Consider the following 21,199-nt stretch of genomic DNA (forward strand, 5'->3'; position numbering starts at 1 on the left):
AAGAAAAATAAAAGTACCTATGCGAAAAGATTCGCAACATAATCCGATGTTCTTCCTTTCTGAACGTTTGGAATTTCCATCTGTTGAGAAAGCCAATGCGGAAGGACTGTTGGCAGTTGGAGGCGACTTATCTCCTGAGCGTCTGGTGCTGGCATATCAAAATGGAATCTTTCCGTGGTTTAATGAAGATTCCTTGATCCTTTGGTGGAGCCCCGATCCTAGAATGGTCTTGTTCCCTGATAAAATAAAAATTTCCAAGAGTATGCAACAAGTACTAAATGGGAATAAGTTCCGCTTGACAAAAAATACCTGTTTTGAAAAAGTTTTGGAGTCATGTTCCACGATTAAAAGAGTAGGTCAAGAAGGCACTTGGATTACAGATGAAATGAAAAAGGCATATCTGAAATTACATGAAAAGGGATATGCAAAGTCTTATGAGGTATGGGAAGATGAAAAACTTGTTGGCGGCTTATACGGAGTTGCTATGGGCAATGTTTTTTGTGGGGAAAGTATGTTCAGCTCATCGAGCAACGCTTCAAAATTTGCTTTCGTAAGACTTGCTCAAGAATATCAAGAGAAGGACGGACTTATCGATTGCCAACTCTACACAAAGCATCTTGAAAGTTTGGGAGCGGAAGAGATTCAGCGTGCAGCGTTTATTGAAATTTTACAAAGCCACAATTAAATTGGTGTGTATAAAAAATTCGAAACGGGTTTGATGCGTATAATCCTCAATTCGATATTGTAACCCTGCCTGTAGTTTAGTTTTTGGTGCCACCAACCAGCCGATGTTCGCACTAATGCGTTGGTCATATTGTGGTAGTTTAGTTCGGGCAACACTCAACAAAGCTTCGGTATTTACAATCAAATAGGGTTCTCCCACGTCTAACTGTTCTCCGCTTAAAGGAAAATCAATGGCAAATCGGTATCTAAAACGATGAACGGTCAAGGCTGAAGTGATTCGTTGCTGTGCACGAAAACGATGTCCGAAACGTACATTTCGAGGCTTATGGGTGATATTATACTGCTGCGTAAACCGTAGTTCATTCAATTTATCAACCTCGAAATTTTCTCTAATGCGGTATTGAATTCCAAGGGCAATACTTTGGTCGTCTTTTACCTTTAGATTGGAGAAATGAACCAAATCTATCTGTCTTGTGGTAATACCAAAGACTTCGTTTTGATAGAAGTAGTTGCGTTGGGCTATCGAGAAGTTGTGTTTGTAATTATCGGATACTTCGTAATTGACAGCAATTTTAGGTTGAAATAGTCCAGTGAAATTTTCCTGCGCCATCATGTGTTGAAAGCCCAGAAATGCGAAGCATAAACACGCACCTCTAATAAAGTACATGGTCATAATTAGGCGGAAGTGATTGTCGGATGGATTTGAATTTGCCTTCGGCATCAAACAGCACTTCGAACTGCTCTGTAGTCTTTTCCTTTTTTCCGGAGACAATCAATTCATAGTTGATTGAAGGAAGCATTAGGTTTTGAAATGCGTTCTTGATTGTAGTTTCAGGTGATTCTGATTCCGAAAACGCATATTGCTGCTGTATTTTTTTAATACGGTATTTCTTGAAATTACCAGATAAATACTCCTGTATTTTGTTGAAGGAATCATTCGGGATATCAGGAGGATTTATAAGAATTTCGATGTCTTCAAGCATGCCCTCTTTATCAAATTCAATACTATACCAAAGCCGGTCTTTTTTGAATTTCGCCTCATAACTTACTTTGATACTATCGGTTTCTTTGTAAAATCTTATGCGTTTTGCATCTATCAATTTCTCTTGAATATAGTCCAGTGCTTTTTCAGGAAATTGAACTTTACGAATACGGTACTCACGTTCGTACTTGTATTGGGCAGAAGCGAACAATCCCCATAATAGAAATAGGGGAAGTAATATGCCCATAGGAATTTGGCTTCTCATTATCGTTTTTTAAACTTCATTATATCGAAAACAACTAAGCTCATGATCGTTTACCATTCCCGTAGCCTGCATGTGCGCGTATACAACTGTGCTTCCAACAAATTTAAATCCTCTTTTTTTTAAATCTTTGCTCAGTGCATCAGAAAGCTCCGTATTTGCCGGTGCATCTTTGTAATTCTTGATTTTATTTTTGATGGGTTTTCCATTAACAAACCCCCAAATGTATTTGCTAAAACTTCCAAATTCTTTTTGAACTTCCATAAAGGCTTGGGCATTGGTAACTGTTGCATTTACTTTTAGTTTATTGCGAATGATACCCGCATCCTGTAAAAGCGTTTCTTTTTTCTTTTGATCGTATTTAGCAATTTTCTTATAATCGAAGCGATCAAATGCCTTTCTGAAATTCTCTCTTTTTTTTAGAACAGTAATCCAGCTTAAACCCGCTTGAAAAGTCTCTAAAATCAAAAATTCGAACAATGTGTCATCGTCTTTTACCGGTACACCCCATTCTAGGTCATGGTAGGCTTCGTAAAGTTTATCGCCTTCGCACCATCCGCATCTATGTTTTTCCATGTATTTAGTTATTGAAATAAAGATAGCAGAAAAAAGAAGTGAAAAACAAAATAAAAGAACTCAAATACTACAACAGTTTTACTTTCGTTAAATGATTGTTAAACTATTATAATATAATAGTAATACTATTATATTTGCAATTCGATTCAAACCTAAGTGCATATGGAAAGGCTTTTACAATCTGTTAAAATCGGAATTAATGAAAAAATATACCTTAAAGATCCTGAGTCTTCAGATTTAGGCAAACGTATTGTTGAGCAGAGCATATTAATGATTGATGAAATAGGTTTTGAAAGTTTCACGTTCAAAAAGTTAGGGTTAAAAATTGGTTCGAATGAGAGTTCGATATATCGTTATTTCGAGAATAAACACAAACTGCTTTTGTACCTAGCTTCATGGTATTGGGGATGGTTGGAATATCAATTGGTTTTTTCAACCAATAGCATTACTGACCCTTTTAAAAAGTTAGAAAAAGCAATAGAAATCGTTACTAAATCCACAGTGGAAGATTCCGCTTTTTCTCATATCAATGAAGTCTTGTTGAATAAAATCGTAATCAATGAGTATTCAAAATCATATTTGACGAAGGAAGTCGATACAGAAAATAAGGAAGGCTATTTTGTGATATATAAAAGATTGGTGTCGCGAATTAGTGAAATGGTAAATGCTGTAAATAAAGATTATGCCTATCCAAGTAGTTTGGCCAGCACTATTTTAGAAGGGTCTCTGCACCAACATTTTTTGAAAGACCACTTTAGCTCTTTAACTGACTGTCATAAAAATGATGATCCTACCAAATACTTTCTTCATTTGGTAACAACCCTACTTAAATAATCAAAGCATATGGCTAAAAATGTTTTAACCTCTTGGCAGAGGCTAATAGGTATGTTGAAACTGGACAAGAGGGATGTTTTACAGACCTTTTACTATGCTATTTTCGCAGGGTTTGTCAACCTTTCATTGCCCTTGGGAATTCAAGCCATTATCAACTTAATTCAGGGTGCTCAAATAAGCACTTCATGGGTTATCCTGGTTATTTTAGTGACAGGGGGAGTTGCCTTTGGAGGTATTCTGCAATTGATGCAAATACGTATTATTGAAAATTTACAACAAAAGATTTTTACCCGGGCATCATTTGAGTTTACGTACAGATTCCCAAAAATTAAGATGAGCGAGCTCCGCGATTACTATCCGCCAGAGCTAGCAAATCGCTTTTTTGACACCTTGAATGTACAGAAAGGGTTATCTAAAGTTTTATTAGACGTTCCTGCTTCGGTGCTACAGATTATTTTCGGACTATTATTGTTATCCTTCTATCATCCTTTTTTTATAATCTACGGGATACTATTACTACTTCTTATTTATGTGGTTTTTAAGTTCACCGTACAAAAGGGAATGGATACCAGTTTGAACGAATCACAACAAAAGTATAAGGTTGCCCATTGGATTCAGGAAGTAGCAAGGTCTCTTGTTAGTTTTAAACTATCGGGCAAAACCAGCTTAGCAGTGGACAAGAATGATTTGCTAGTGACTGATTATTTAGAAGCTCGGGAGAGTCATTTTCGTATTCTGGTCATTCAATTTATTCAAATGATTGGGTTTAAGGTTTTGGTTACAGGTGGACTATTGTTGATAGGAGGGCTTTTAGTATTGAACCAAGAAATGAACATTGGTCAGTTTGTAGCAGCAGAAATTATTATTCTTTTAGTAATAAGCTCGGTTGAGAAACTCATTCGAGGCCTAGAAACTTTTTATGATTTGTTAACTTCTTTAGAAAAACTGGGCCAAGTTGTAGATAAAGATTTAGAGTATCAACAAGGAGAATTTCCATTATCGGAAACTGATGAATTTAATGTGGAGTTGGAAGATGTTTCATTTGGTGTTAACGGGAATGAGAATATTTTGACGGATATTTCGATGAAAATCGAGCCAAAAAGCACGCAACTAATTGTTGGTTCAAACGGTTCGGGCAAGTCTACGCTTCTTCGATTGATTGCCGGTATTCTAGAACCTAGTGACGGGGATATTTATATTAATAATACCTCATTAAGGGGCATCAACCCGAATCATTATCGTTCCTTCATAGGGCAATCATTGTTAGAAGAAAGTCCGTTTGAAGGAACTATTCTTGAGAACATAACTTTTGGCGATAAGACTATTCCACAGAAGGACTTACAATGGGCCATAGAATCTGTTGGTTTGCAAGAGTTCGTTAAAAAACAGCCTAAAGGATTAAATACCATAATTTATCCGGAAGGCAAGCAAATACCCAATACGGTAGCTAAAAAAATTGTTTTGGCTAGAAGTGTAGTACATAAACCGAAATTATTGTTACTCAAAGATCCTTTAAATCAGTTCGATGAAATTGATGCCCTGAGTATAATGAATTTCTTAATTGATAAAAGCAATCCATGGTCATTGGTAGTAGTTAGTCAGGATCAAAAATGGATTGGTCGCTGCGAAAAAATCATCACTATGGATCATGGAAAAATCGTTTCCGTAAACTAAAAGTTATGCTGAACATCTCTAAAAATCCATTAAACAAAACAGTCCATCTAACAGGTTTCAAATCAACGGACAAGGTATTTCATCAAAGGCATTACAAGCACTTTAATCGTTTTTTGCTGGGGTCTGCCATCTTCGGGCTTATTGTCCTTTTCTTACCATGGACGCAGAACATTCGAGGCAATGGCTACTTGACCACCTTGAAGCCCGACCAGAGGCCTCAGACGATACAATCACCAATTCCGGGTAGAATTGAAAAGTGGTATGTGCAAGAAGGTGATTACGTCAAGAAGGGCGACACCATCTTGTTCATTTCTGAAGTCAAAAACGAATATTTTGACCCAAATTTGGTAGAGCGTACCGGCGATCAGATTAAGGCTAAAAGCGCCTCGGTTAGCTCATATGAGGGCAAGGTAAAAGCATTACGCAATCAAATGGCATCTTTGTCGAATGAGCGAAAGTTGAAATTAGAACAAGCTAAGAACAAATTAATGCAGTCAAATCTAAAGGTGCAAAGCGACAGTATCGATTTAGAGGCTGCAAAGACCAATATCAGTATTGCTCAAAAGCAATATGACCGGATAGCGCAGTTGCAGTCAGAAGGCCTAAAAGCAGTAACTGATGTTGAAGAAAAACGTTTAAAATTACAAGAGACTCAGGCGAAATTGATATCTCAGGAGAATAAGTTGCTTGCAGCTAAAAATGAAGTCATTAATGCCCAGGTAGAAATCAGCCGCGTGCAAAATGAATATAACAACAAGATTTCAAAAGCAGAAAGCGATATGTTCACGGCACAATCGAGTCAATTTGATTCTGAAGCACAAGTGACAAAGCTAGAAAATGAGTTTGCCAACTATGAGATACGAAATAAGATGTACTACATTCAGGCACCTCAAAATGGATTCATCAATAAGGCCCTTCAAGGTGGTATTGGTCAAACCTTCAAGGAAGGGGAAGCCCTCTTAGGTATTATGCCTTCGGATATTGATATGGCTGTAGAGACCTTCGTTGAGCCGCTTGACTTACCCTTAATTCACTTAGGAGAGAAAGTACGAATTCAATTTGATGGATGGCCCGCTATTGTTTTTAGCGGATGGCCCAATGTATCTTATGGTACGTATGGGGGAGAAGTGGTAGCTGTTGAAAGATTTATTAGTGACAACGGTAAATATAGAGTGTTACTTGCTCCTGATCCCGAAGATCATGATTGGCCTAAGGATATACGAGCAGGATCTGGAGCCTATACTATCGCGTTGCTTGAGGATGTACCGATTTGGTATGAACTATGGAGGCAATTGAATGGGTTCCCACCAAATTACTATCAACCGGAAGGTGAAACTATGAAAACTGCAAAAAAATAAAATGCGAAACTATTTCACATTCATATTGCTTCTTTTTATCACTTTGCTTAAAGTTCAGGCACAAGATTCTATAGTTTTGGGCTTTAATGAGTATTTGGGTTATGTAAAAAAGTTTCACCCAATTGCGAAGCAGGCAGAGTTGACTTTGGGCATGGGTCAAGCGAATTTGATGAAGGCGCGAGGTGGTTTTGACCCGAAAATTGAAGTTGACTACAATCGTAAAGATTTCAAGGGAACGAAATATTACGACCGTTTAAATGCAACTTTCAAAATTCCCACTTGGTATGGAATTGAACTTAAGGGAAATTTTGAACAGAACGATGGTGACTTTTTGAATCCTGCAGAGTCTGTTCCAACAGATGGTTTGTACAGTGCTGGTGTTTCTATGTCCCTAGGACAAGGTCTATGGATTAATGAGCGTATGGCTACTTTAAAGCAAGCCAAATACTTCAGAGAGCAATCCAAAGCAGACCGTGATTTGTTGGTCAACCAGATTCTATATGATGCATCATTAGCCTATTTTGATTGGTTGCAGGCCTATAACGAAGCTACGATTTACCAGAATTTCTTGGAAAATGCCGGCATTCGTTTTGATGGCACGAAAAAACGAGCATTATCTGGTGATATTGCCGCTATTGATACGGTCGAAGCTAAAATTGCTTTTCAAAATAGGGCTTTGAGTTTAGAACAAGCTAAAGTGAAACTGATGAAGCGTTCTTTGGAGTTATCGAATTTTCTATGGATGAATGATGAGATTCCAGTGGAGGTGCAGGCAAATGTCATTCCAGACACCAATATTGATGGAGATATCGATACTACTTTGGAAATTCTCGGGAAACCTTTGGATAGCTTTACACTAGAAAACCATCCGAAATTAAAGTCCTTGGGATATAAAATTGACGGACTCCGAGTTGAAAAAAATCTGAAAGCGAATAAACTTTTACCCAAGATAGATTTGGAGTATAACTTCTTGACGGAAACCCCAGAGCTTATCAACTCCTTTGAAACACAAGAATATAAGGGGGGAATAAGTTTTCGATTCCCACTTTTCTTGAGAAAGGAGAGGGGCGACCTTAAATTGGCCAAGTTCAAATTAAAAGATGCCAAGTTTGATTTCGATAATGCCCAAGTGGCCCTACAGAATAAAATCGTAGCGATATATCGTGAATTGGAATCATTTGAAACTCAAAATATATTGATTGATGAAATCGTATCTAATTACAGCACGCTTTTAACAGCAGAGGAGCGAAAATTCAGCTTTGGCGAAAGCTCCCTATTCTTGATCAACTCTCGAGAAAGTAAATTAATCGATGCCGAGCTGAAGCAAATAGCGGTTCAAAACAAATTCTATTACACCAAGGCGAAACTATTCAACAGTTTGGCGGTAAATCCTGAGAACCTGTAAGTTTTTTGAATAAAATCTACTAATATGACTTATCTCATGAAAGGATATCATATTGTGGGTTAGTTTTGAATTTTGTAAAAAATTATGGAAAATAATATAGTAGAAAAAACAACAGAATTGCTGATACAAGAAAGTACTTCAAAGGCAGTTTCATATACTGAATATAGAACGTTGGTAAAGCAATTGGCCGAAAAAGGAAAGTCAACAGGCCCAGAACAAACAGAAGCGCTGACCAACTACACTCAATTGAATGACCGCCGCATGAAGCGTTGGGACAAGACGTTGAAGTTCAGTGAAGAAGCCCTAGAGAAGATTTCAAAAATCGATTCTAAAATTACATGGTTGGTATTGACCGAGAGTTGGTGTGGTGATGCTTCACCAGCACTTCCTGTAATGCATAAAATAACACAGTTGAATCCGAATATATCTTTGAAGATTATTCTTCGGGATGAAAATGTTGATTTAATGAATCGATTTTTGACCAACGGGGGTATGTCTATTCCGAAGTTAATTGCAATCGATGATGCTACTAAAGAAGTAATTGGAGGTTGGGGTCCACGTTCAAAAGCTGCAACACAACTTGTTGAAGATTATAAAGAACAGCACGGAACGCTTACCGCAGAGTTCAAACAAGACCTTCAAGTTTGGTATAATAAAGATAAAGGGCAAAGTGTGTTGGAAGATTTGTTAGCGAGCCTTCCCCTGAAATAAATAGGTGATTGTACCTTTCTGCGAAGGTTTTCCTGAATCTCCGCTAAACTTTGCTTTCAAAGCGTATGCAATAGCATTGTCAACTAGACAACCATTTGAAGTACCTGAACTTTTTTCGTTAAAATCAGCTTCAGCTACATTCCCAAGCGCATCTACTTTGATGTTGATAACAACTTTACCACCTTCGATACATGTGTAAATTGGAGGCGGTAATCTATAGTTATTTCGATCTACCAAAGAATAGGAAACTGAAGTTCTTCGTGCAGCAAGATTATTTGTAAACTCTTTTTTTTCTGCTTCCTTTTCACCTAATTTCTGTTTGGCTTCTTCCCTTTTTTTCTTGAGTTCCTTAACACGTTCTGAGTATTCTCCATCATCCATTAAGTCGTTAGGGTCACTATCTTCTGCCGCGGCCTGTTCAGCCATTAATTCCTCTAAAGTTTGCAGGGGTTCAGGTTCTCCGTAGGTAGGCTTTGCAGTTTCGTTATAGGCCATATGGCTTTTGACTGGGTCCGCTTCTGCCATTTTTTCAAGCATCTCCTTCTCCTTCAAAAGCTCTTCGATATCTTCTTCGGCCAGCATCATCTCTACAATGTATTCATCATCTTGACTCCCAACTTCCCCCAAGGTAATGTTGAATAAAATCAACACCACAATCCCCATCGAGAAAAAGGTAATTAAAAATGATAACTGTTTGCGATTTAGATGCATACTTCTAGAACTCTAATATCTAAAAATTATTTAATTTTTTCGTTGAACGGAAAACTTAAGACTCAATTTGTTGTGAATCCTCTTGTTTTCCTAGTAAATCGTCCGCAAAAATGGTTGGATCGAGGGCTTTATTTACGTTGTAATCCCCTATTTTGGTTCTTCTCAGTTCAGATAAATGTCCACCTGAATCCAGCATTTTTCCAAAGTCATGTGCTAAAGACCGTATATAAGTGCCTTTAGTGCAGACTACTCTGAAATCTACCTTAGGCATATTGATAGATGTAATCTCAAACTCTGAAATGGTAATCTTCCTTTTTTTGATTTCAACCTCTTTTCCTTCACGTGCATATTCATAGAGCCGTCTACCATCTTTCTTTAGAGCAGAAAAAATTGGAGGAAGTTGCTCGATTTCGCCGATAAACTTAGCAACGACTTTATGAATCTTTTCCTCTGATATGTGCTGCGTAGGGTAATTTTTATCTACCGCGGTTTCTAAATCATATGAAGGTGTCGTGGCTCCTAAAGTAATGGTGCCCGTATACTCTTTGATTTGTCCTTGCAGCTCATTTATAGTTTTTGTAAACTTTCCCGTGCATATCAAAAGCAAACCAGTAGCTAATGGGTCGAGGGTTCCAGCGTGACCAATTTTGATTTTTTTTAGACTGAATTTCTTTCGAATGGCCCATTTTAGCTTGTTTACAGCCTGAAATGATGACCAGCCGAGCGGTTTGTCAATAAGCAGTAACTGTCCGTTTAGGAAATCTTCTTTGGTTCTCGTATCCATTTTGAAGAAAATTACGGGGTCAGTTAATTATCCCCAAAAACCATACCCAATTGCAATTAAACCTACAATCAAGCAGTAAATAGCAAAGTAAGAAAGTTTACTCTTTTTAACCAATTGAATCATCCAAGTGCAGGCGGCCAACCCAGCGACGAAAGCAGCAATAAATCCTGCGCCCATGGCAACATTGTTTTCTCCAGTAAAAGTGAGGTCGCCACTTAAAAGGTCTTTTCCTATTTTTCCGAAAATCAGTGGAACAACCATTAAGAAAGAAAAACGAGCGGCCTTTGTTTTATCAACACCCAAAAGTACCGAAGTTGATATTGTAGCACCACTTCTTGAAATACCCGGGAGCATTGCAATGGCTTGGGATACACCAACAATAAACGCATTTTTAAAACTCACTTTCTTGTCAGTGTCTTTTGCTTTATCCGCAAAATATAATAGTACCGCAGTAATCAATAGCATAAAGCCAACGAATCGAATATTACCTCCAAAAAAAGCTTCCAATTGTTCCTCGAAAAACAGGCCAACAAAGACCGCGGGCAGCATAGAAACTATAATTTTTAATGAAAACTGTGTTTCTTCATTCCATTTGAAACTAAAGAGTCCGCGGAGTATTTCCCAAACATCCTTTCTAAAAACCACAATGGTACTTAACGCCGTAGCAAAATGAAGTACAACTGTGAATAGCAAACTTTCTTCGGGAACGGAATTATCCCCTAAAATTGCTTTTCCCAATTCTAAGTGTCCGCTAGATGATACTGGTAGAAATTCGGTTAATCCTTGAATGATGCCAAGGATGATTGCGTCAAGAATATCCAATTACTTTTTCTTCTTATGGGGATTCAACAAAATAGCATAGACCTCGATGCCAAGACCTATAAGCACTAAAGTCGGCGCCAATCTAATGCGCTGAAAATTGTAGATATCTTCACTAAAGACATTCGGGTCGTCACTACCACCACCGCTCATTAAAATAAAGCCCAACGCGATAAACGCAATGCCAACAAACATGAACATGTAGTTCTTTTTTTGGAATATAAACTCCTGTCTTGGCTGTTCAATATTATTTTTTTGATTCTTGCCCATATCGCAAATTTAAGTAAAAGTTATTCGTTTTTGAGTATTGATCTAAGTCACGACTTATTTTCTAGTCTATCGTCTCATATCTGGCAGGGCAATGGTCAAGATTTTTTTAGTAATACAATTCGTCAGTACGAAGATTTAGAAAACGCTGTGCTGCAAAATAGGTGCTTAACCATGATATTAGGGCTCCTAAAACAAAAACTCCAACGAAAAGAATAATTAGAATTGTAGGGTCGTCAAATAAGCCCAACTCAGGATAGTTCTCGTTTATATAGTACAGCACCGCTCCTAAAGCTAATAGAGCAACAAGGGCACCTAGCATACCAAGCTTGAGATTCGTCCAAATAAAAGGCCTTCTGATAAAGGTTTTGGTGGCGCCCACCATTTGCATTGTTTTTATGATAAAGCGTTTTGAATAAATCGACAATCGAATGGAACTATTAATCAAGAGGACAGCAATAAAAGTGAATATACCACTAGCGATAAGAATCCAAAGGCTTATTTTTTTGACATTATCATTTAGCAAACCTACTAGAGGTTGGTCGTAGCTGACTTCTTCAACATATCCTTTAGCGGTGATTTCAGCAGCGATTTCTTCTATTTTTTCTGGGGATACAAAATCAGCATTCAGATTCACATCAATGGAATTTTTTAGTGGATTATACCCTAAAAACTCAATAAAGTTCTCCCCGATTTCCTCTGTATGTTTTTCAGCGGCCTCTTCTTTAGACACGTATGTGGCTGTTTTGGTATACTCCGCCATGGCGAGACTCTTCTGAAGCTGGTCGATTTCTACCTCCTTGGCACTTTCCTTTAAATAGACCGATATGGTGATCTGTTCTTTAAAGTGGTCAGCCATTTTTTTGGTGTTCAGCACTAGCAGCCCAAGAATTCCCAATAAAAAAAGCACTAGGGCAATACTCAAAACTACTGAGAAGTAGGATGATACTAGCTTTCGCTTTTGATATTGCTCGAAAGATTTGCCCATAGTAGGTGTTGAGTAGGTAAAGTTAGGAAAGTAAATTGAATCACACCTGTATATAGTTTCGGTTTCTAATATTTGAAAGATATCTTCGTTAGAACTACGAATCAAAACTAAATGAACCTACTCGATCTCAAAATCTCAAGACCAGGATTATGGTTTCCCACTATATGGATTTACTTGGTGCCCTTCGGAAATCAAGAAGGTTTCTGGAAGTCATCTTTATTTTGGTTGGGTCTCTTTTTCGTCACTTTTCCCCTAAATTATTTGGTCTACGGGCTAAACGACTATAATGATGAACAAGCTGATGCGGTAAACGAACGAAAAGGAAACTTCTTGTTCGGGGCAAAGGCTCCAAGAAAACATTTAGATGGGGTACTGAAGAAGATTACTTGGGTAATACTTCCATTTGTGGTGATTTTCACCTACCTCTCTGGATTCAAGATGTTTCTGCTTTTAGTCTTTATGGTGCTTGTAAATATCCTCTATAATTTCAAGCCCTTTCGGATTAAAGAAAGACCACCATTTGAAATTTTAATTCAAATTGGATATGTAACAACAGCTTTTTTTGGCACCGAATTGAACAGTTTGGAAACGCTACCTTGGCAAACATTGACCTATTTATCGCTTTTTGCTTTTCAAGCTCATATCGCAGGTGAGATTATGGATATTGAACCCGACTTAAAATCCGGGAAACGAACAACAGCAACTCTATTGAAAAGAAGAAATTCTAAACTTTTGATGCTGGTACTTTTATTGCTTGAATCCTTTTTAGTTTGGTACTGGTTCAAAGACCTCGTTCTGGCTCTTTTCTTACTGGTGTTTTCGATATGGCTGGTGCTCGATGTATTTATCTTCTTTAAAGATAAACCTTATACTATACCACAAATGAAACTGTTTGGGTATGCAATCAATTTATCCGCCATTCTTTCGATGGTTTGGGTGTTGTATAGTGGTAAACTCCTCTTTAGCTAAGCTTTCCCCATTTAATAGAATAAACCTATTTTTGCCCTTTACTTTTAAGAAGCGAGCATCATGCAATACAATTTCAATGAAATTGAGAAGAAGTGGCAAGACTATTGGGCCAAAAATCAAACCTTTAGAGCAGAAAACAACTCCGAAAAGGAGAAGTTTTATGTACTGGATATGTTTCCTTATCCCTCGGGAGCTGGATTACATGTCGGACACCCACTCGGCTATATTGCAAGTGATATTTATGCGCGTTACAAAAGGCATAAAGGATTTAATGTGTTGCACCCGCAAGGCTATGATTCCTTCGGATTGCCCGCAGAGCAATATGCAATTCAGACCGGACAACATCCTGCAATAACCACAGCAGAAAATATAAAAACCTACCGCCGACAGTTAGACCAAATCGGATTCTCATTCGATTGGAGTCGCGAAGTGCGTACTTCTGACCCTAAGTATTACAAATGGACCCAGTGGGTTTTCATTCAATTGTTCAATTCATGGTATAACAAGGATTCGGATAAAGCGGAGGACATTGAAACTCTAGTTGCTACCTTTTCTTCGGATGGAAACGCAAATGTAAATGCGGTTTGTGATGAGGATACACCTGAATTTTCAGCTGTAGAATGGAATGGCTTTTCTAGCAAAGAACAACAGGAAATCCTTTTAAAATATAGATTGACCTATTTGGCGGATACCGAGGTAAACTGGTGTCCTGCACTAGGAACAGTTTTGGCAAATGACGAAATCGTAAACGGAGTTTCGGAAAGGGGTGGTCACCCCGTAATCCGTAAAAAAATGACCCAATGGAGCATGCGTATCAGCGCGTATGCGCAGCGTTTGTTAGATGGCTTAAATACGATTGATTGGCCACAACCATTAAAAGACTCACAAACAAATTGGATTGGCAGGTCACAAGGAGCTTCTGTTACCTTCTACACAGTTACTTCGAGCGGAGTCGAGAACAAACATGCCATAGAAGTCTTCACAACTAGACCCGACACCATCTTCGGAGTAAGTTTTATGACTTTAGCCCCCGAACATGAGTTGGTAGCCAAAATCACAACTCCCGAGCAAAAAGCTGAAGTTGATGCTTACATAGAAGCAACAGCAAAACGTTCGGAGCGTGACCGAATGGCCGATGTAAAAACGATTTCTGGTGCTTTTACTGGTGCATATGCGGAACATCCATTCTCAAAAAAACCGATTCCGATATGGATTGGGGATTATGTTTTAGCGGGTTATGGAACAGGTGCGGTAATGTCCGTTCCCTGCGGTGATCAACGGGATTGGGATTTTGCAAAACATTTTGACATTCCGATTCCGAATATTTTTGAAGGTGTTGATATTTCAGAAGAAGCGTTTGCTGATAAAGAAAAAACCGTCATTGCCAATTCCGATTTCTTGGACGGACTCCCCTATAAAAAAGCAGTAAAAACAGCCATTTACGAATTGGAAAAATTAGGCCAGGGCAAAGGAAAAATCAATTACCGTTTGCGCGATGCCGTTTTTAGTAGACAACGCTATTGGGGTGAACCCTTTCCAGTCTATTACGTCGATGGAATGCCGCAGATGATTGCAGCGGAACATTTGCCGATAGTGCTTCCTGAAGTAGAAAAATATTTACCAACAGAGACAGGCGAACCACCTTTAGGAAATGCCACCGTTTGGGCTTGGGACACGAAAACGAATCAGATTGTAAGTAACGAATTTATCTCCCCCTCCGGGGGAGACCAAGAGGGCGAGAACGGTGTCTACCCCCTAGAACTAAACACTATGCCAGGTTGGGCGGGAAGCTCGCAATACTTCAACCGTTACATGGACCCGCATAATGATGAGGCGATCTTTTCAAAGGAGGCGATTGACTATTGGCAAGATGTGGACTTGTACATTGGCGGCAGCGAACACGCTACTGGGCATTTATTATATGCCCGTTTTTGGCAGAAGTTTATGTTCGATAGGGGCTATGTGCCTAAAGATGAGTTTGCGAAAAAGCTGATTAACCAGGGAATGATTACCGGGACTAGTGCTTTTGTTTATTGGGTAGTACCTGGAGGTTTGTCAGAAGATGCTGAAACTTTTATTGGTAAAGGCCATTTGATGCCAAGTATGTTCATAACAAAAGAAGCATATGAACTTGTTGAATATATTCCTGGAAAACTTGGAGTTCTTGAAAATGATAAATCCAAGGGGGTTTTTAAGTTTGTAAAAAGTCATATTAAGAATTTAGATGACTTTTATTTTGAGGAAGGTGGTGAAAAGTTTAGTCTCAACTTTAAGCTATTGCCAAGGAGACTACCTACTAACTTATTAAAGGGGGTTTCGGACAATTTGGACATTGAAAAGTTTGAAAAAAGTGACTTTTTTAAAGATTATCCTGATAAAAAGTATCTTCTAAATAATAAAAGTGAGTACCTAACTCATAGAGAAATTGAAAAAATGTCCAAATCCAAATACAATGTCGTCAATCCAGATGATATTGTAAAGGAGTATGGCGCAGATAGTTTGCGTTTGTATGAAATGTTCTTAGGTCCTTTAGAGCAATCCAAACCTTGGAATACTGCAGGTATTACTGGAGTACATTCCTTTCTAAAGAAACTTTGGAAATTGTATTTCAACGAAAACGGTTCTAAAATAACTGATGCTGAAGCATCCGCAGAGAACCTAAAGACCTTACATAAAACCATCAAAAAGGTAGAAGAAGACATTGAAAACTTTAGTTTCAATACTTCAGTGTCTACCTTTATGATTTGTGTGAATGAATTGACGGCTCAGAAATGTACCTGTAAAGCCATCTTAGAGCCTTTAGCAATTTTGGTTTCGCCTTATGCACCGCATATTGCAGAAGAACTTTGGGAGAAATTGGGGCATTCCGAATCAATTTCAACGGCACCTTTTCCAACTTTTGAACCTAAATATTTGGTAGAAAGTAGTAAAGAATACCCGATTTCCTTTAATGGTAAAATGCGTTTTAAAATGGAGCTTCCGGCTGATATGTCCAAAGAAGATATTGAAGCGGCAGTGATGGCCCATGAAAAAACGCAGCAGCAATTGGCTGGGCGCACGCCTAAAAAAGTAATTGTGGTTCCTGGTAAGATTGTTAATATTGTAGGGTAACTATTCCTTACTACTACTACTACATAATAAACCCCCTTGATGAAATCATTAAGGGGGTTTTGCTAAACATTTTATTCATACCCTATAAAATTATAGGTATTGAATGTGTAAATATACATATTTAATAATATTACCCCCTTAAAATTTGGGGGTAAATAAAATTAAAAGTTATTTTTGAACTGATTACCCCTATTTTTTGTCGATTTTATTTTTATCTGAATAGGAAATGTCACATTTTTGTCAAGAATTTTAAAATCATGTGCAATGAAAATAGGTGTCCCAAAAGAAATTAAGAATAATGAAAGCCGCGTTGGTATGACGCCGGCTGGGGTTTTCGAATTGGTTAAGAATGGTCATACCGTCTATGTGCAATCTGGCGCAGGAGAAGGAAGCGGTTTTTTCGATGGAGATTACAAAAGTGCTGGAGCAATATTGTTAGATACGATAGGTCTTGTTTACGCAATGAGCGAGATGATAGTTAAGGTAAAAGAACCCATTGAAGAGGAATACGACTTAGTTCAAAAAGACCAAATTGTTTTCACGTATTTCCATTTCGCATCTAGTGAGCCTTTGACTAAGGCCATGATAAAGAGTGAGTCGATTTGTATTGCATATGAAACTGTTGAAGATGAGGATGGCGCTCTTCCTTTATTGACTCCGATGTCTGAAGTGGCGGGGCGGATGTCTATTCAACAGGGCGCTCGATATCTTGAGAAACCGGTAAAAGGTCGCGGGGTTTTATTAGGGGGTGTTCCTGGGGTACAACCTGGTAAGGTTTTAGTTCTTGGTGCAGGTGTTGTAGGTATTCAAGCAGCGAAAATGGCTGCAGGCCTCGGCGCACATGTTACCATAATGGATGTCAATATGAAAAGACTGCGTTATGTCAATGATGTTATGCCTTCTCATGTGATAACGGAATTTTCAAATGAGTTCAATATCCGTAAACATATAAAAACCCACGATTTAATTATAGGTGGTGTTCTGTTGAAGGGTGCAAAAGCACCGAAATTGATAACTAGGGATATGCTTAAAAGTATGCGTCCGGGAACTGTAATTGTTGATGTAGCCGTTGACCAAGGAGGCTGTGTTGAGACAACAAGACCAACTACCCATGAAGACCCCGTTTATATCATCGATGATGTGGTACATTATTCTGTAGCCAATATGCCGGGAGCGGTTCCATACACCTCGACCGTAGCCTTGACTAATGTAACATTACCCTATGTGCTGAAACTTGCCAATTTAGGATGGGAAGAAGCAACGGATAACGATGAGTCTTTACAAAAAGGATTGAATATTATTAAAGGAGAAGTGGTTTACAGAGAAATTATTGAAGCTTTTGATTGGGAAGCTGAAGCAGTATAATAATAGACAATTTGTCAGAAATTGGACCTCGCTTTAAAATGGCGGGGTTTTTGCTTTTTATGTTGTAATTTTAATACACATTAACTAAAGATAAAAAGTATGTTAGGATTTGATATGGGCTACATCATTATAGCTGCTGTTTTCGGACTGTTCAGCATGTTGGTAAGTAGCCGACTTAAAAGTAAATTTAAACAGTATTCCAAAGTGCAATTGCGCAACGGAATGAGTGGTGCTGAGATTGCAGAAAAAATGTTGGCAGATCATGGTATTCGTGATGTGAAAGTGATTTCGACTCCAGGAATGTTAACTGACCATTACAATCCAGCGAATAAAACGGTAAATTTAAGTGAGGGTGTTTACTCACAGCGAAATGCAGCAGCGGCAGCTGTAGCAGCGCACGAAGTGGGGCATGCGGTACAACATGCGACGGCTTACGATTGGTTGCAAATGCGGTCGAAGCTTGTGCCTATTTTGAATGTCACTTCTCGATTTTCAATGTGGGTAATAATTGGAGGATTGGCCCTAATGCAAACCACTGCTATCGGAGGCACCGTTGCCTGGGTAGGTGTCGGTCTTTACGGAATAGGAACCTTATTTAGTTTTGTGACTCTACCAGTTGAGTATGACGCCAGTAACCGTGCGTTAGCTTGGTTGAAGAACAAAAACATGGTTAGTCAAGAAGAATACGCGGGTGCAGAAGATGCTTTGAAATGGGCCGCTAGAACTTATTTGGTTGCAGCTATAGGAGCCTTGGCAACATTGTTATATTTCGCTATGCGGGTGGCCAGTAGGGATTAATCTGAATTGAAAAAATATGGAACCTGTTCAGATGTATACTGAGCAGGTTTTTTTATGAATTTAATTATGAAAAATGAAATCGAAATAAGACTGGCTACAATAGAGGATTTGCCTGCTATTGAAAAAGTGGGCGATACTTTGTTTGATAATCCGATTAAAAGAAATCGTGCAATAGAGTTTTTTGAAGATCCGAGACATCATTTATTCTTGGCATTCAATAGTAAGGAAGTGGTTGGAATGGCTTCGGCCTTTCATTATGTGCACCCTGATAAGGACCCGGAACTTTTTATGAATGAGGTTGGCGTGATAGCGGCTTTTCAAAATCAAGGAATCGGCAGAACTTTAGTTAAGAGACTTTGGGAATACGCCCAAGAATTGGGTTGTAAGGAAGCTTGGATTGGCACTGAAAAGTCAAATATCGCTGCGCAAAAGTGCTATAAGGCTTCGGGTGGTACGCCAGACGACGAGCCATTCATACTATATGAATTTGAATGAGAGCATTTATATCGTTATTTGCCGATCAATTTGCTGCGCTAAAGAAATAAAAGTTTCTGTTCGCGAAACTCCTTCAATTTGCTGAATTTCTTTATTTAAAACATGCATTAAGTGCTCATTGTCTTTACAGAGTACTTTGATAAGAATAGACCAGTTTCCGGTAGTATAATGACATTCCAAAACCTCAGGAATTTCTCCCAATAACTTCACTGCTTTTGGGTTGCTCATAGCCTTGTCCAAATAGATTCCGATATACGCCATTGTAGTATAGCCCATCACTTTCGGGTTAATGATAAACTTTGAACCGGCCAATAACCCTGATGCCTCTAACTTTCTCAAGCGTTGATGAATGGCGGCTCCCGAGATGCCTATATTTCGAGCAATTTCAAGCACGGGTTTCCTAGCATCTGCCATTAAAAATCTTAGAATCTTTTTGTCGATTCCGTCAATTTTTACACTTTTGGAATTGGATTTCATCTATACAGTTTCAGATTTGTAGTAAAAGTATAGAATTTAAACGGAATCAATAGTTTACTTATCGTAAACCGATTCAGGGTTATATCCTTTATAGGTAACATCGTACTCTTTGAAAACGACCCCGTAATTCTTTAACTCCTCAAGTATAGGTCCGTAAACCTCTTTTTGAATCGGGATTTGAACTCCTGGTGTAGTGATTTTTTTATTCAATATGGCCAATGCTGCTATAGCCACAGGTAGTCCGACTGTTTTGGCCATTGCCGTATGTGTTCGACTTTCTCCTTTAACTACGGTATTCGCATCAATTTGATACTGTTTTCCATCTAATTCATATCCGAATTTATGGTACATCACAATCATATCCTTGTCTTCCTCATCAAGAGACCAACTATCTTCAAGAATGAATTGCAGAATATGTGCAGGAGTGGCATTTATTAAAGGAATTGTTTTTTGAGAGTCAAATAGATTCAATTCTTGCAGCTTCAACCATTTGATATCGTCTTGGGCGATTTTAAGGTAATGCCTGAGTTTAAGTTCAACTGAATCAGTTGGCGAATAGGGAAGAAACAAATTAACAAAGTCACGATAACTCATGCCTTCGGAATTTTCTATGGTATAACTATCGTCAGTCATACCAAGTTGGACAAAAATATCCCAAGCTCTAGAAAAACCTACGCGACGCATGGTACCTCTGTATAAGGTGAGCACATCTTGCAGTCCGTAAGCTTCCCTGTAGTTTAAAGAATCTCTATTGGCATAACCTTCAAACCTACCGTATCCTTCAATCTCAAAAAATTCCGTTCGACGAAATAACTTGTTGTATGGAATGTACTTGTAAGTTCCTTCCTGAATAAATTTAGCAGCTCCACCTTGACCTGCTACCACCACATTTCTGGGGTTCCAAGTAAATTTATAGTTCCATAAGTTGTTATCGCTTTCTGGTGCGACTAAACCTCCAGTAAATGATTCAAAAAGAATCATTTTCCCACCCTTATCACGAATACGGTCAATGACTTGCATCGCACTCATATGGTCGATACCAGGATCTAGTCCAATCTCATTCATGAACACCAAACCTTTTTCCTTGGCCTGATCATCTAAGGTCTTAATCTCTTCGCTTACATAAGACGCCGTAACCAGATGCTTTCCAAAAGCAATACAGTCTTCTGCAACTTGCATGTGCATTCGTGCCGGAAGCATCGAAACTACAATGTCACTTTCTTGAATAACTTTTTTACGTTCCTCATCCTCGAAAATATCGAGATGAATAACAGTGCAGGCTTCATGGTCTTTGATTTCAGATGGCATGGCATCAGGATTAATATCACCAATGGTCAAGTGCAGATTTTCCGGCACTGCCTTTTCTAGAAAATAGTCAATTAGATATGAAGTAGATTTTCCGGCTCCGACCACTAGTATCTTACGCATTGGCTTTCTGTTTGGTTACTTTTGTAAACGGAATACTAAGGTATCAAATTGTTACATTTATAAAAAAAATTGATTTTTAAGTTATGAACAAAACAATATTTTTAACAGGAACCGTGCTCGGAGTCCTAGCAGTAATGCTTGGAGCCTTTGGTGCCCACGGATTAGAGAACTTGATCGAAACTGATGCGATACAAACATTTGAAACCGGAGTAAAATATCAAATGTATCATGCCCTTCTTCTTCTAGTTCTTGGTAGTACTGCAAGAATACCCGAGAACAGTAAAAAATTCATCTACTATTTTATTTTGGGTGGGGTTTTTTTATTTTCCTTTTCAATCTACCTTTTGGCAACAAATAGTTTGACTTCTTTCGATTTTAAAACGATAGGATTCGTCACTCCAATAGGCGGATTGCTACTTATTTTGGGATGGCTTCTTATGGGTTATCGAGCACACAGGCATTTTAGCTAATATATTCTCATTTTACACACTTAAAAAATAA

At 38.4% G+C, this 21,199-nt stretch carries 22 protein-coding genes; 12 read left to right on the forward strand and 10 right to left on the reverse strand.

What is annotated here, in order from left to right; translation table 11 throughout:
• Positions 1–19 precede the first annotated feature (19 nt).
• Entirely contained in the window at positions 20–685 is a 666-nt protein-coding gene (aat, locus tag FEE95_RS07990; protein WP_238474521.1) for a leucyl/phenylalanyl-tRNA--protein transferase, read from the forward strand.
• Here the strand turns inward: aat and FEE95_RS07995 are convergent.
• From FEE95_RS07995 to FEE95_RS08005, 3 genes are read right to left on the reverse strand one after another with little or no spacing between them, the layout of a single operon-like run.
• Positions 668–1,351, reverse strand: coding sequence for a DUF2490 domain-containing protein (locus FEE95_RS07995; RefSeq protein WP_238474522.1), 684 nt, complete (start codon positions 1,349–1,351; stop codon positions 668–670). The two genes, aat and FEE95_RS07995, sit on opposite strands and share 18 nt — an antisense overlap.
• The gene (locus tag FEE95_RS08000; RefSeq protein WP_238474523.1) at positions 1,338–1,931 is read right to left on the reverse strand and encodes a hypothetical protein; all 594 of its coding nucleotides are present in this window, start codon (positions 1,929–1,931) and stop codon (positions 1,338–1,340) included. Before FEE95_RS08000 ends, FEE95_RS07995 begins: the two co-directional genes overlap by 14 nt.
• Before the next feature lie 9 nt (positions 1,932–1,940).
• The gene (locus tag FEE95_RS08005; RefSeq protein ID WP_138657350.1) at positions 1,941–2,504 is read right to left on the reverse strand and encodes a DNA-3-methyladenine glycosylase I; all 564 of its coding nucleotides are present in this window, start codon (positions 2,502–2,504) and stop codon (positions 1,941–1,943) included.
• A 162-nt stretch (positions 2,505–2,666) separates the two neighbouring features.
• Here FEE95_RS08005 and FEE95_RS08010 point away from each other — a divergent pair, with 162 nt between their 5' ends.
• The 5 genes from FEE95_RS08010 (at position 2,667) to FEE95_RS08030 (ending at position 8,486) form a co-directional block, all read left to right on the forward strand.
• Positions 2,667–3,338: a TetR/AcrR family transcriptional regulator gene (locus FEE95_RS08010; RefSeq protein WP_138657351.1), complete on the forward strand. Its 672-nt coding sequence runs from the start codon at positions 2,667–2,669 to the stop codon at positions 3,336–3,338.
• Positions 3,339–3,347: 9 nt separating this feature from the next.
• Positions 3,348–5,012: a peptidase domain-containing ABC transporter gene (locus FEE95_RS08015; protein WP_138657352.1), complete on the forward strand. Its 1,665-nt coding sequence runs from the start codon at positions 3,348–3,350 to the stop codon at positions 5,010–5,012.
• A gap of 5 nt (positions 5,013–5,017) precedes the next feature.
• Positions 5,018–6,370, forward strand: a complete 1,353-nt coding sequence (locus FEE95_RS08020; RefSeq protein WP_138657353.1) for an HlyD family secretion protein — start codon at positions 5,018–5,020, stop codon at positions 6,368–6,370.
• Position 6,371: 1 nt separating this feature from the next.
• On the forward strand, positions 6,372–7,775 hold the full coding sequence (locus FEE95_RS08025) for a TolC family protein (RefSeq protein WP_138657354.1): 1,404 nt from the start codon (positions 6,372–6,374) through the stop codon (positions 7,773–7,775).
• An 84-nt stretch (positions 7,776–7,859) separates the two neighbouring features.
• A complete protein-coding gene (locus tag FEE95_RS08030) occupies positions 7,860–8,486 on the forward strand; it encodes a thioredoxin family protein (RefSeq protein WP_138657355.1) in 627 nt (208 codons plus the stop codon).
• Here FEE95_RS08030 and FEE95_RS08035 read toward each other — a convergent pair.
• The 5 genes from FEE95_RS08035 to FEE95_RS08055 all read right to left on the reverse strand — a co-directional run bounded on the left by FEE95_RS08035 (position 8,463) and on the right by FEE95_RS08055 (position 12,055).
• A complete protein-coding gene (locus tag FEE95_RS08035; protein ID WP_138657356.1) occupies positions 8,463–9,197 on the reverse strand; it encodes an energy transducer TonB family protein in 735 nt (244 codons plus the stop codon). The two genes, FEE95_RS08030 and FEE95_RS08035, sit on opposite strands and share 24 nt — an antisense overlap.
• A gap of 55 nt (positions 9,198–9,252) precedes the next feature.
• Positions 9,253–9,981: a tRNA pseudouridine(55) synthase TruB gene (gene truB, locus FEE95_RS08040; protein WP_138657357.1), complete on the reverse strand. Its 729-nt coding sequence runs from the start codon at positions 9,979–9,981 to the stop codon at positions 9,253–9,255.
• Positions 9,982–10,008: 27 nt separating this feature from the next.
• Positions 10,009–10,803 (reverse strand): undecaprenyl-diphosphate phosphatase, encoded by a 795-nt coding sequence (locus tag FEE95_RS08045; RefSeq protein WP_138657358.1) that lies wholly within the window; start codon positions 10,801–10,803, stop codon positions 10,009–10,011.
• Complete coding sequence (locus FEE95_RS08050; RefSeq protein WP_138657359.1) at positions 10,804–11,070, reverse strand: DUF3098 domain-containing protein; 267 nt, start codon at positions 11,068–11,070, stop codon at positions 10,804–10,806.
• 106 nt (positions 11,071–11,176) lie between these two features.
• Positions 11,177–12,055: a cell division protein FtsX gene (locus FEE95_RS08055; RefSeq protein WP_138657360.1), complete on the reverse strand. Its 879-nt coding sequence runs from the start codon at positions 12,053–12,055 to the stop codon at positions 11,177–11,179.
• Between the two features lie 111 nt (positions 12,056–12,166).
• On the opposite strand from FEE95_RS08055, the gene FEE95_RS08060 reads away from it, so the two are divergent.
• From FEE95_RS08060 to FEE95_RS08080, 5 genes are all read left to right on the forward strand, one after another.
• Positions 12,167–13,024 (forward strand): UbiA family prenyltransferase, encoded by an 858-nt coding sequence (locus FEE95_RS08060; protein ID WP_138657361.1) that lies wholly within the window; start codon positions 12,167–12,169, stop codon positions 13,022–13,024.
• A gap of 60 nt (positions 13,025–13,084) precedes the next feature.
• The gene (locus FEE95_RS08065; protein WP_138657362.1) at positions 13,085–16,135 is read left to right on the forward strand and encodes a leucine--tRNA ligase; all 3,051 of its coding nucleotides are present in this window, start codon (positions 13,085–13,087) and stop codon (positions 16,133–16,135) included.
• A gap of 264 nt (positions 16,136–16,399) precedes the next feature.
• The gene (gene ald, locus FEE95_RS08070; protein WP_138657363.1) at positions 16,400–17,500 is read left to right on the forward strand and encodes an alanine dehydrogenase; all 1,101 of its coding nucleotides are present in this window, start codon (positions 16,400–16,402) and stop codon (positions 17,498–17,500) included.
• 99 nt (positions 17,501–17,599) lie between these two features.
• On the forward strand, positions 17,600–18,298 hold the full coding sequence (locus FEE95_RS08075; RefSeq protein WP_171037002.1) for a zinc metallopeptidase: 699 nt from the start codon (positions 17,600–17,602) through the stop codon (positions 18,296–18,298).
• 66 nt (positions 18,299–18,364) lie between these two features.
• A complete protein-coding gene (locus FEE95_RS08080) occupies positions 18,365–18,793 on the forward strand; it encodes a GNAT family N-acetyltransferase (RefSeq protein WP_171037003.1) in 429 nt (142 codons plus the stop codon).
• Positions 18,794–18,799: 6 nt separating this feature from the next.
• On the opposite strand, the gene FEE95_RS08085 is transcribed toward FEE95_RS08080, so the two are convergent.
• Together FEE95_RS08085 and FEE95_RS08090 are read right to left on the reverse strand one after the other, a co-directional pair.
• Complete coding sequence (locus tag FEE95_RS08085) at positions 18,800–19,270, reverse strand: Lrp/AsnC ligand binding domain-containing protein (protein ID WP_138657365.1); 471 nt, start codon at positions 19,268–19,270, stop codon at positions 18,800–18,802.
• A gap of 54 nt (positions 19,271–19,324) precedes the next feature.
• Positions 19,325–20,698, reverse strand: a complete 1,374-nt coding sequence (locus tag FEE95_RS08090; protein ID WP_138657366.1) for a saccharopine dehydrogenase family protein — start codon at positions 20,696–20,698, stop codon at positions 19,325–19,327.
• 83 nt (positions 20,699–20,781) lie between these two features.
• Here FEE95_RS08090 and FEE95_RS08095 point away from each other — a divergent pair, with 83 nt between their 5' ends.
• Positions 20,782–21,168: a DUF423 domain-containing protein gene (locus FEE95_RS08095; RefSeq protein ID WP_138657367.1), complete on the forward strand. Its 387-nt coding sequence runs from the start codon at positions 20,782–20,784 to the stop codon at positions 21,166–21,168.
• Positions 21,169–21,199: the final 31 nt, after the last annotated feature.

The organism is Maribacter algarum (ex Zhang et al. 2020) (assembly GCF_005885635.1).
GTDB lineage: Bacteria > Bacteroidota > Bacteroidia > Flavobacteriales > Flavobacteriaceae > Maribacter_C > Maribacter_C algarum.

Coding starts and splice junctions, on each gene's coding strand:
- FEE95_RS08005 (WP_138657350.1), bottom strand. CDS start 2,504: ATGGAAAAACATAGATGCGGATGGTGCGAAGGCGATAAACTTTACGAA.
- FEE95_RS08090 (WP_138657366.1), bottom strand. CDS start 20,698: ATGCGTAAGATACTAGTGGTCGGAGCCGGAAAATCTACTTCATATCTA.
- FEE95_RS08080 (WP_171037003.1), top strand. CDS start 18,365: ATGAAAAATGAAATCGAAATAAGACTGGCTACAATAGAGGATTTGCCT.
- FEE95_RS08065 (WP_138657362.1), top strand. CDS start 13,085: ATGCAATACAATTTCAATGAAATTGAGAAGAAGTGGCAAGACTATTGG.
- FEE95_RS08085 (WP_138657365.1), bottom strand. CDS start 19,270: ATGAAATCCAATTCCAAAAGTGTAAAAATTGACGGAATCGACAAAAAG.
- FEE95_RS08030 (WP_138657355.1), top strand. CDS start 7,860: ATGGAAAATAATATAGTAGAAAAAACAACAGAATTGCTGATACAAGAA.
- FEE95_RS08050 (WP_138657359.1), bottom strand. CDS start 11,070: ATGGGCAAGAATCAAAAAAATAATATTGAACAGCCAAGACAGGAGTTT.
- FEE95_RS08015 (WP_138657352.1), top strand. CDS start 3,348: ATGGCTAAAAATGTTTTAACCTCTTGGCAGAGGCTAATAGGTATGTTG.
- FEE95_RS08025 (WP_138657354.1), top strand. CDS start 6,372: ATGCGAAACTATTTCACATTCATATTGCTTCTTTTTATCACTTTGCTT.
- FEE95_RS08060 (WP_138657361.1), top strand. CDS start 12,167: ATGAACCTACTCGATCTCAAAATCTCAAGACCAGGATTATGGTTTCCC.
- ald (WP_138657363.1), top strand. CDS start 16,400: ATGAAAATAGGTGTCCCAAAAGAAATTAAGAATAATGAAAGCCGCGTT.
- FEE95_RS08020 (WP_138657353.1), top strand. CDS start 5,018: ATGCTGAACATCTCTAAAAATCCATTAAACAAAACAGTCCATCTAACA.
- FEE95_RS08000 (WP_238474523.1), bottom strand. CDS start 1,931: ATGAGAAGCCAAATTCCTATGGGCATATTACTTCCCCTATTTCTATTA.
- FEE95_RS08075 (WP_171037002.1), top strand. CDS start 17,600: ATGTTAGGATTTGATATGGGCTACATCATTATAGCTGCTGTTTTCGGA.
- FEE95_RS08010 (WP_138657351.1), top strand. CDS start 2,667: ATGGAAAGGCTTTTACAATCTGTTAAAATCGGAATTAATGAAAAAATA.
- truB (WP_138657357.1), bottom strand. CDS start 9,981: ATGGATACGAGAACCAAAGAAGATTTCCTAAACGGACAGTTACTGCTT.
- aat (WP_238474521.1), top strand. CDS start 20: ATGCGAAAAGATTCGCAACATAATCCGATGTTCTTCCTTTCTGAACGT.
- FEE95_RS08095 (WP_138657367.1), top strand. CDS start 20,782: ATGAACAAAACAATATTTTTAACAGGAACCGTGCTCGGAGTCCTAGCA.
- FEE95_RS07995 (WP_238474522.1), bottom strand. CDS start 1,351: ATGTACTTTATTAGAGGTGCGTGTTTATGCTTCGCATTTCTGGGCTTT.
- FEE95_RS08035 (WP_138657356.1), bottom strand. CDS start 9,197: ATGCATCTAAATCGCAAACAGTTATCATTTTTAATTACCTTTTTCTCG.
- FEE95_RS08055 (WP_138657360.1), bottom strand. CDS start 12,055: ATGGGCAAATCTTTCGAGCAATATCAAAAGCGAAAGCTAGTATCATCC.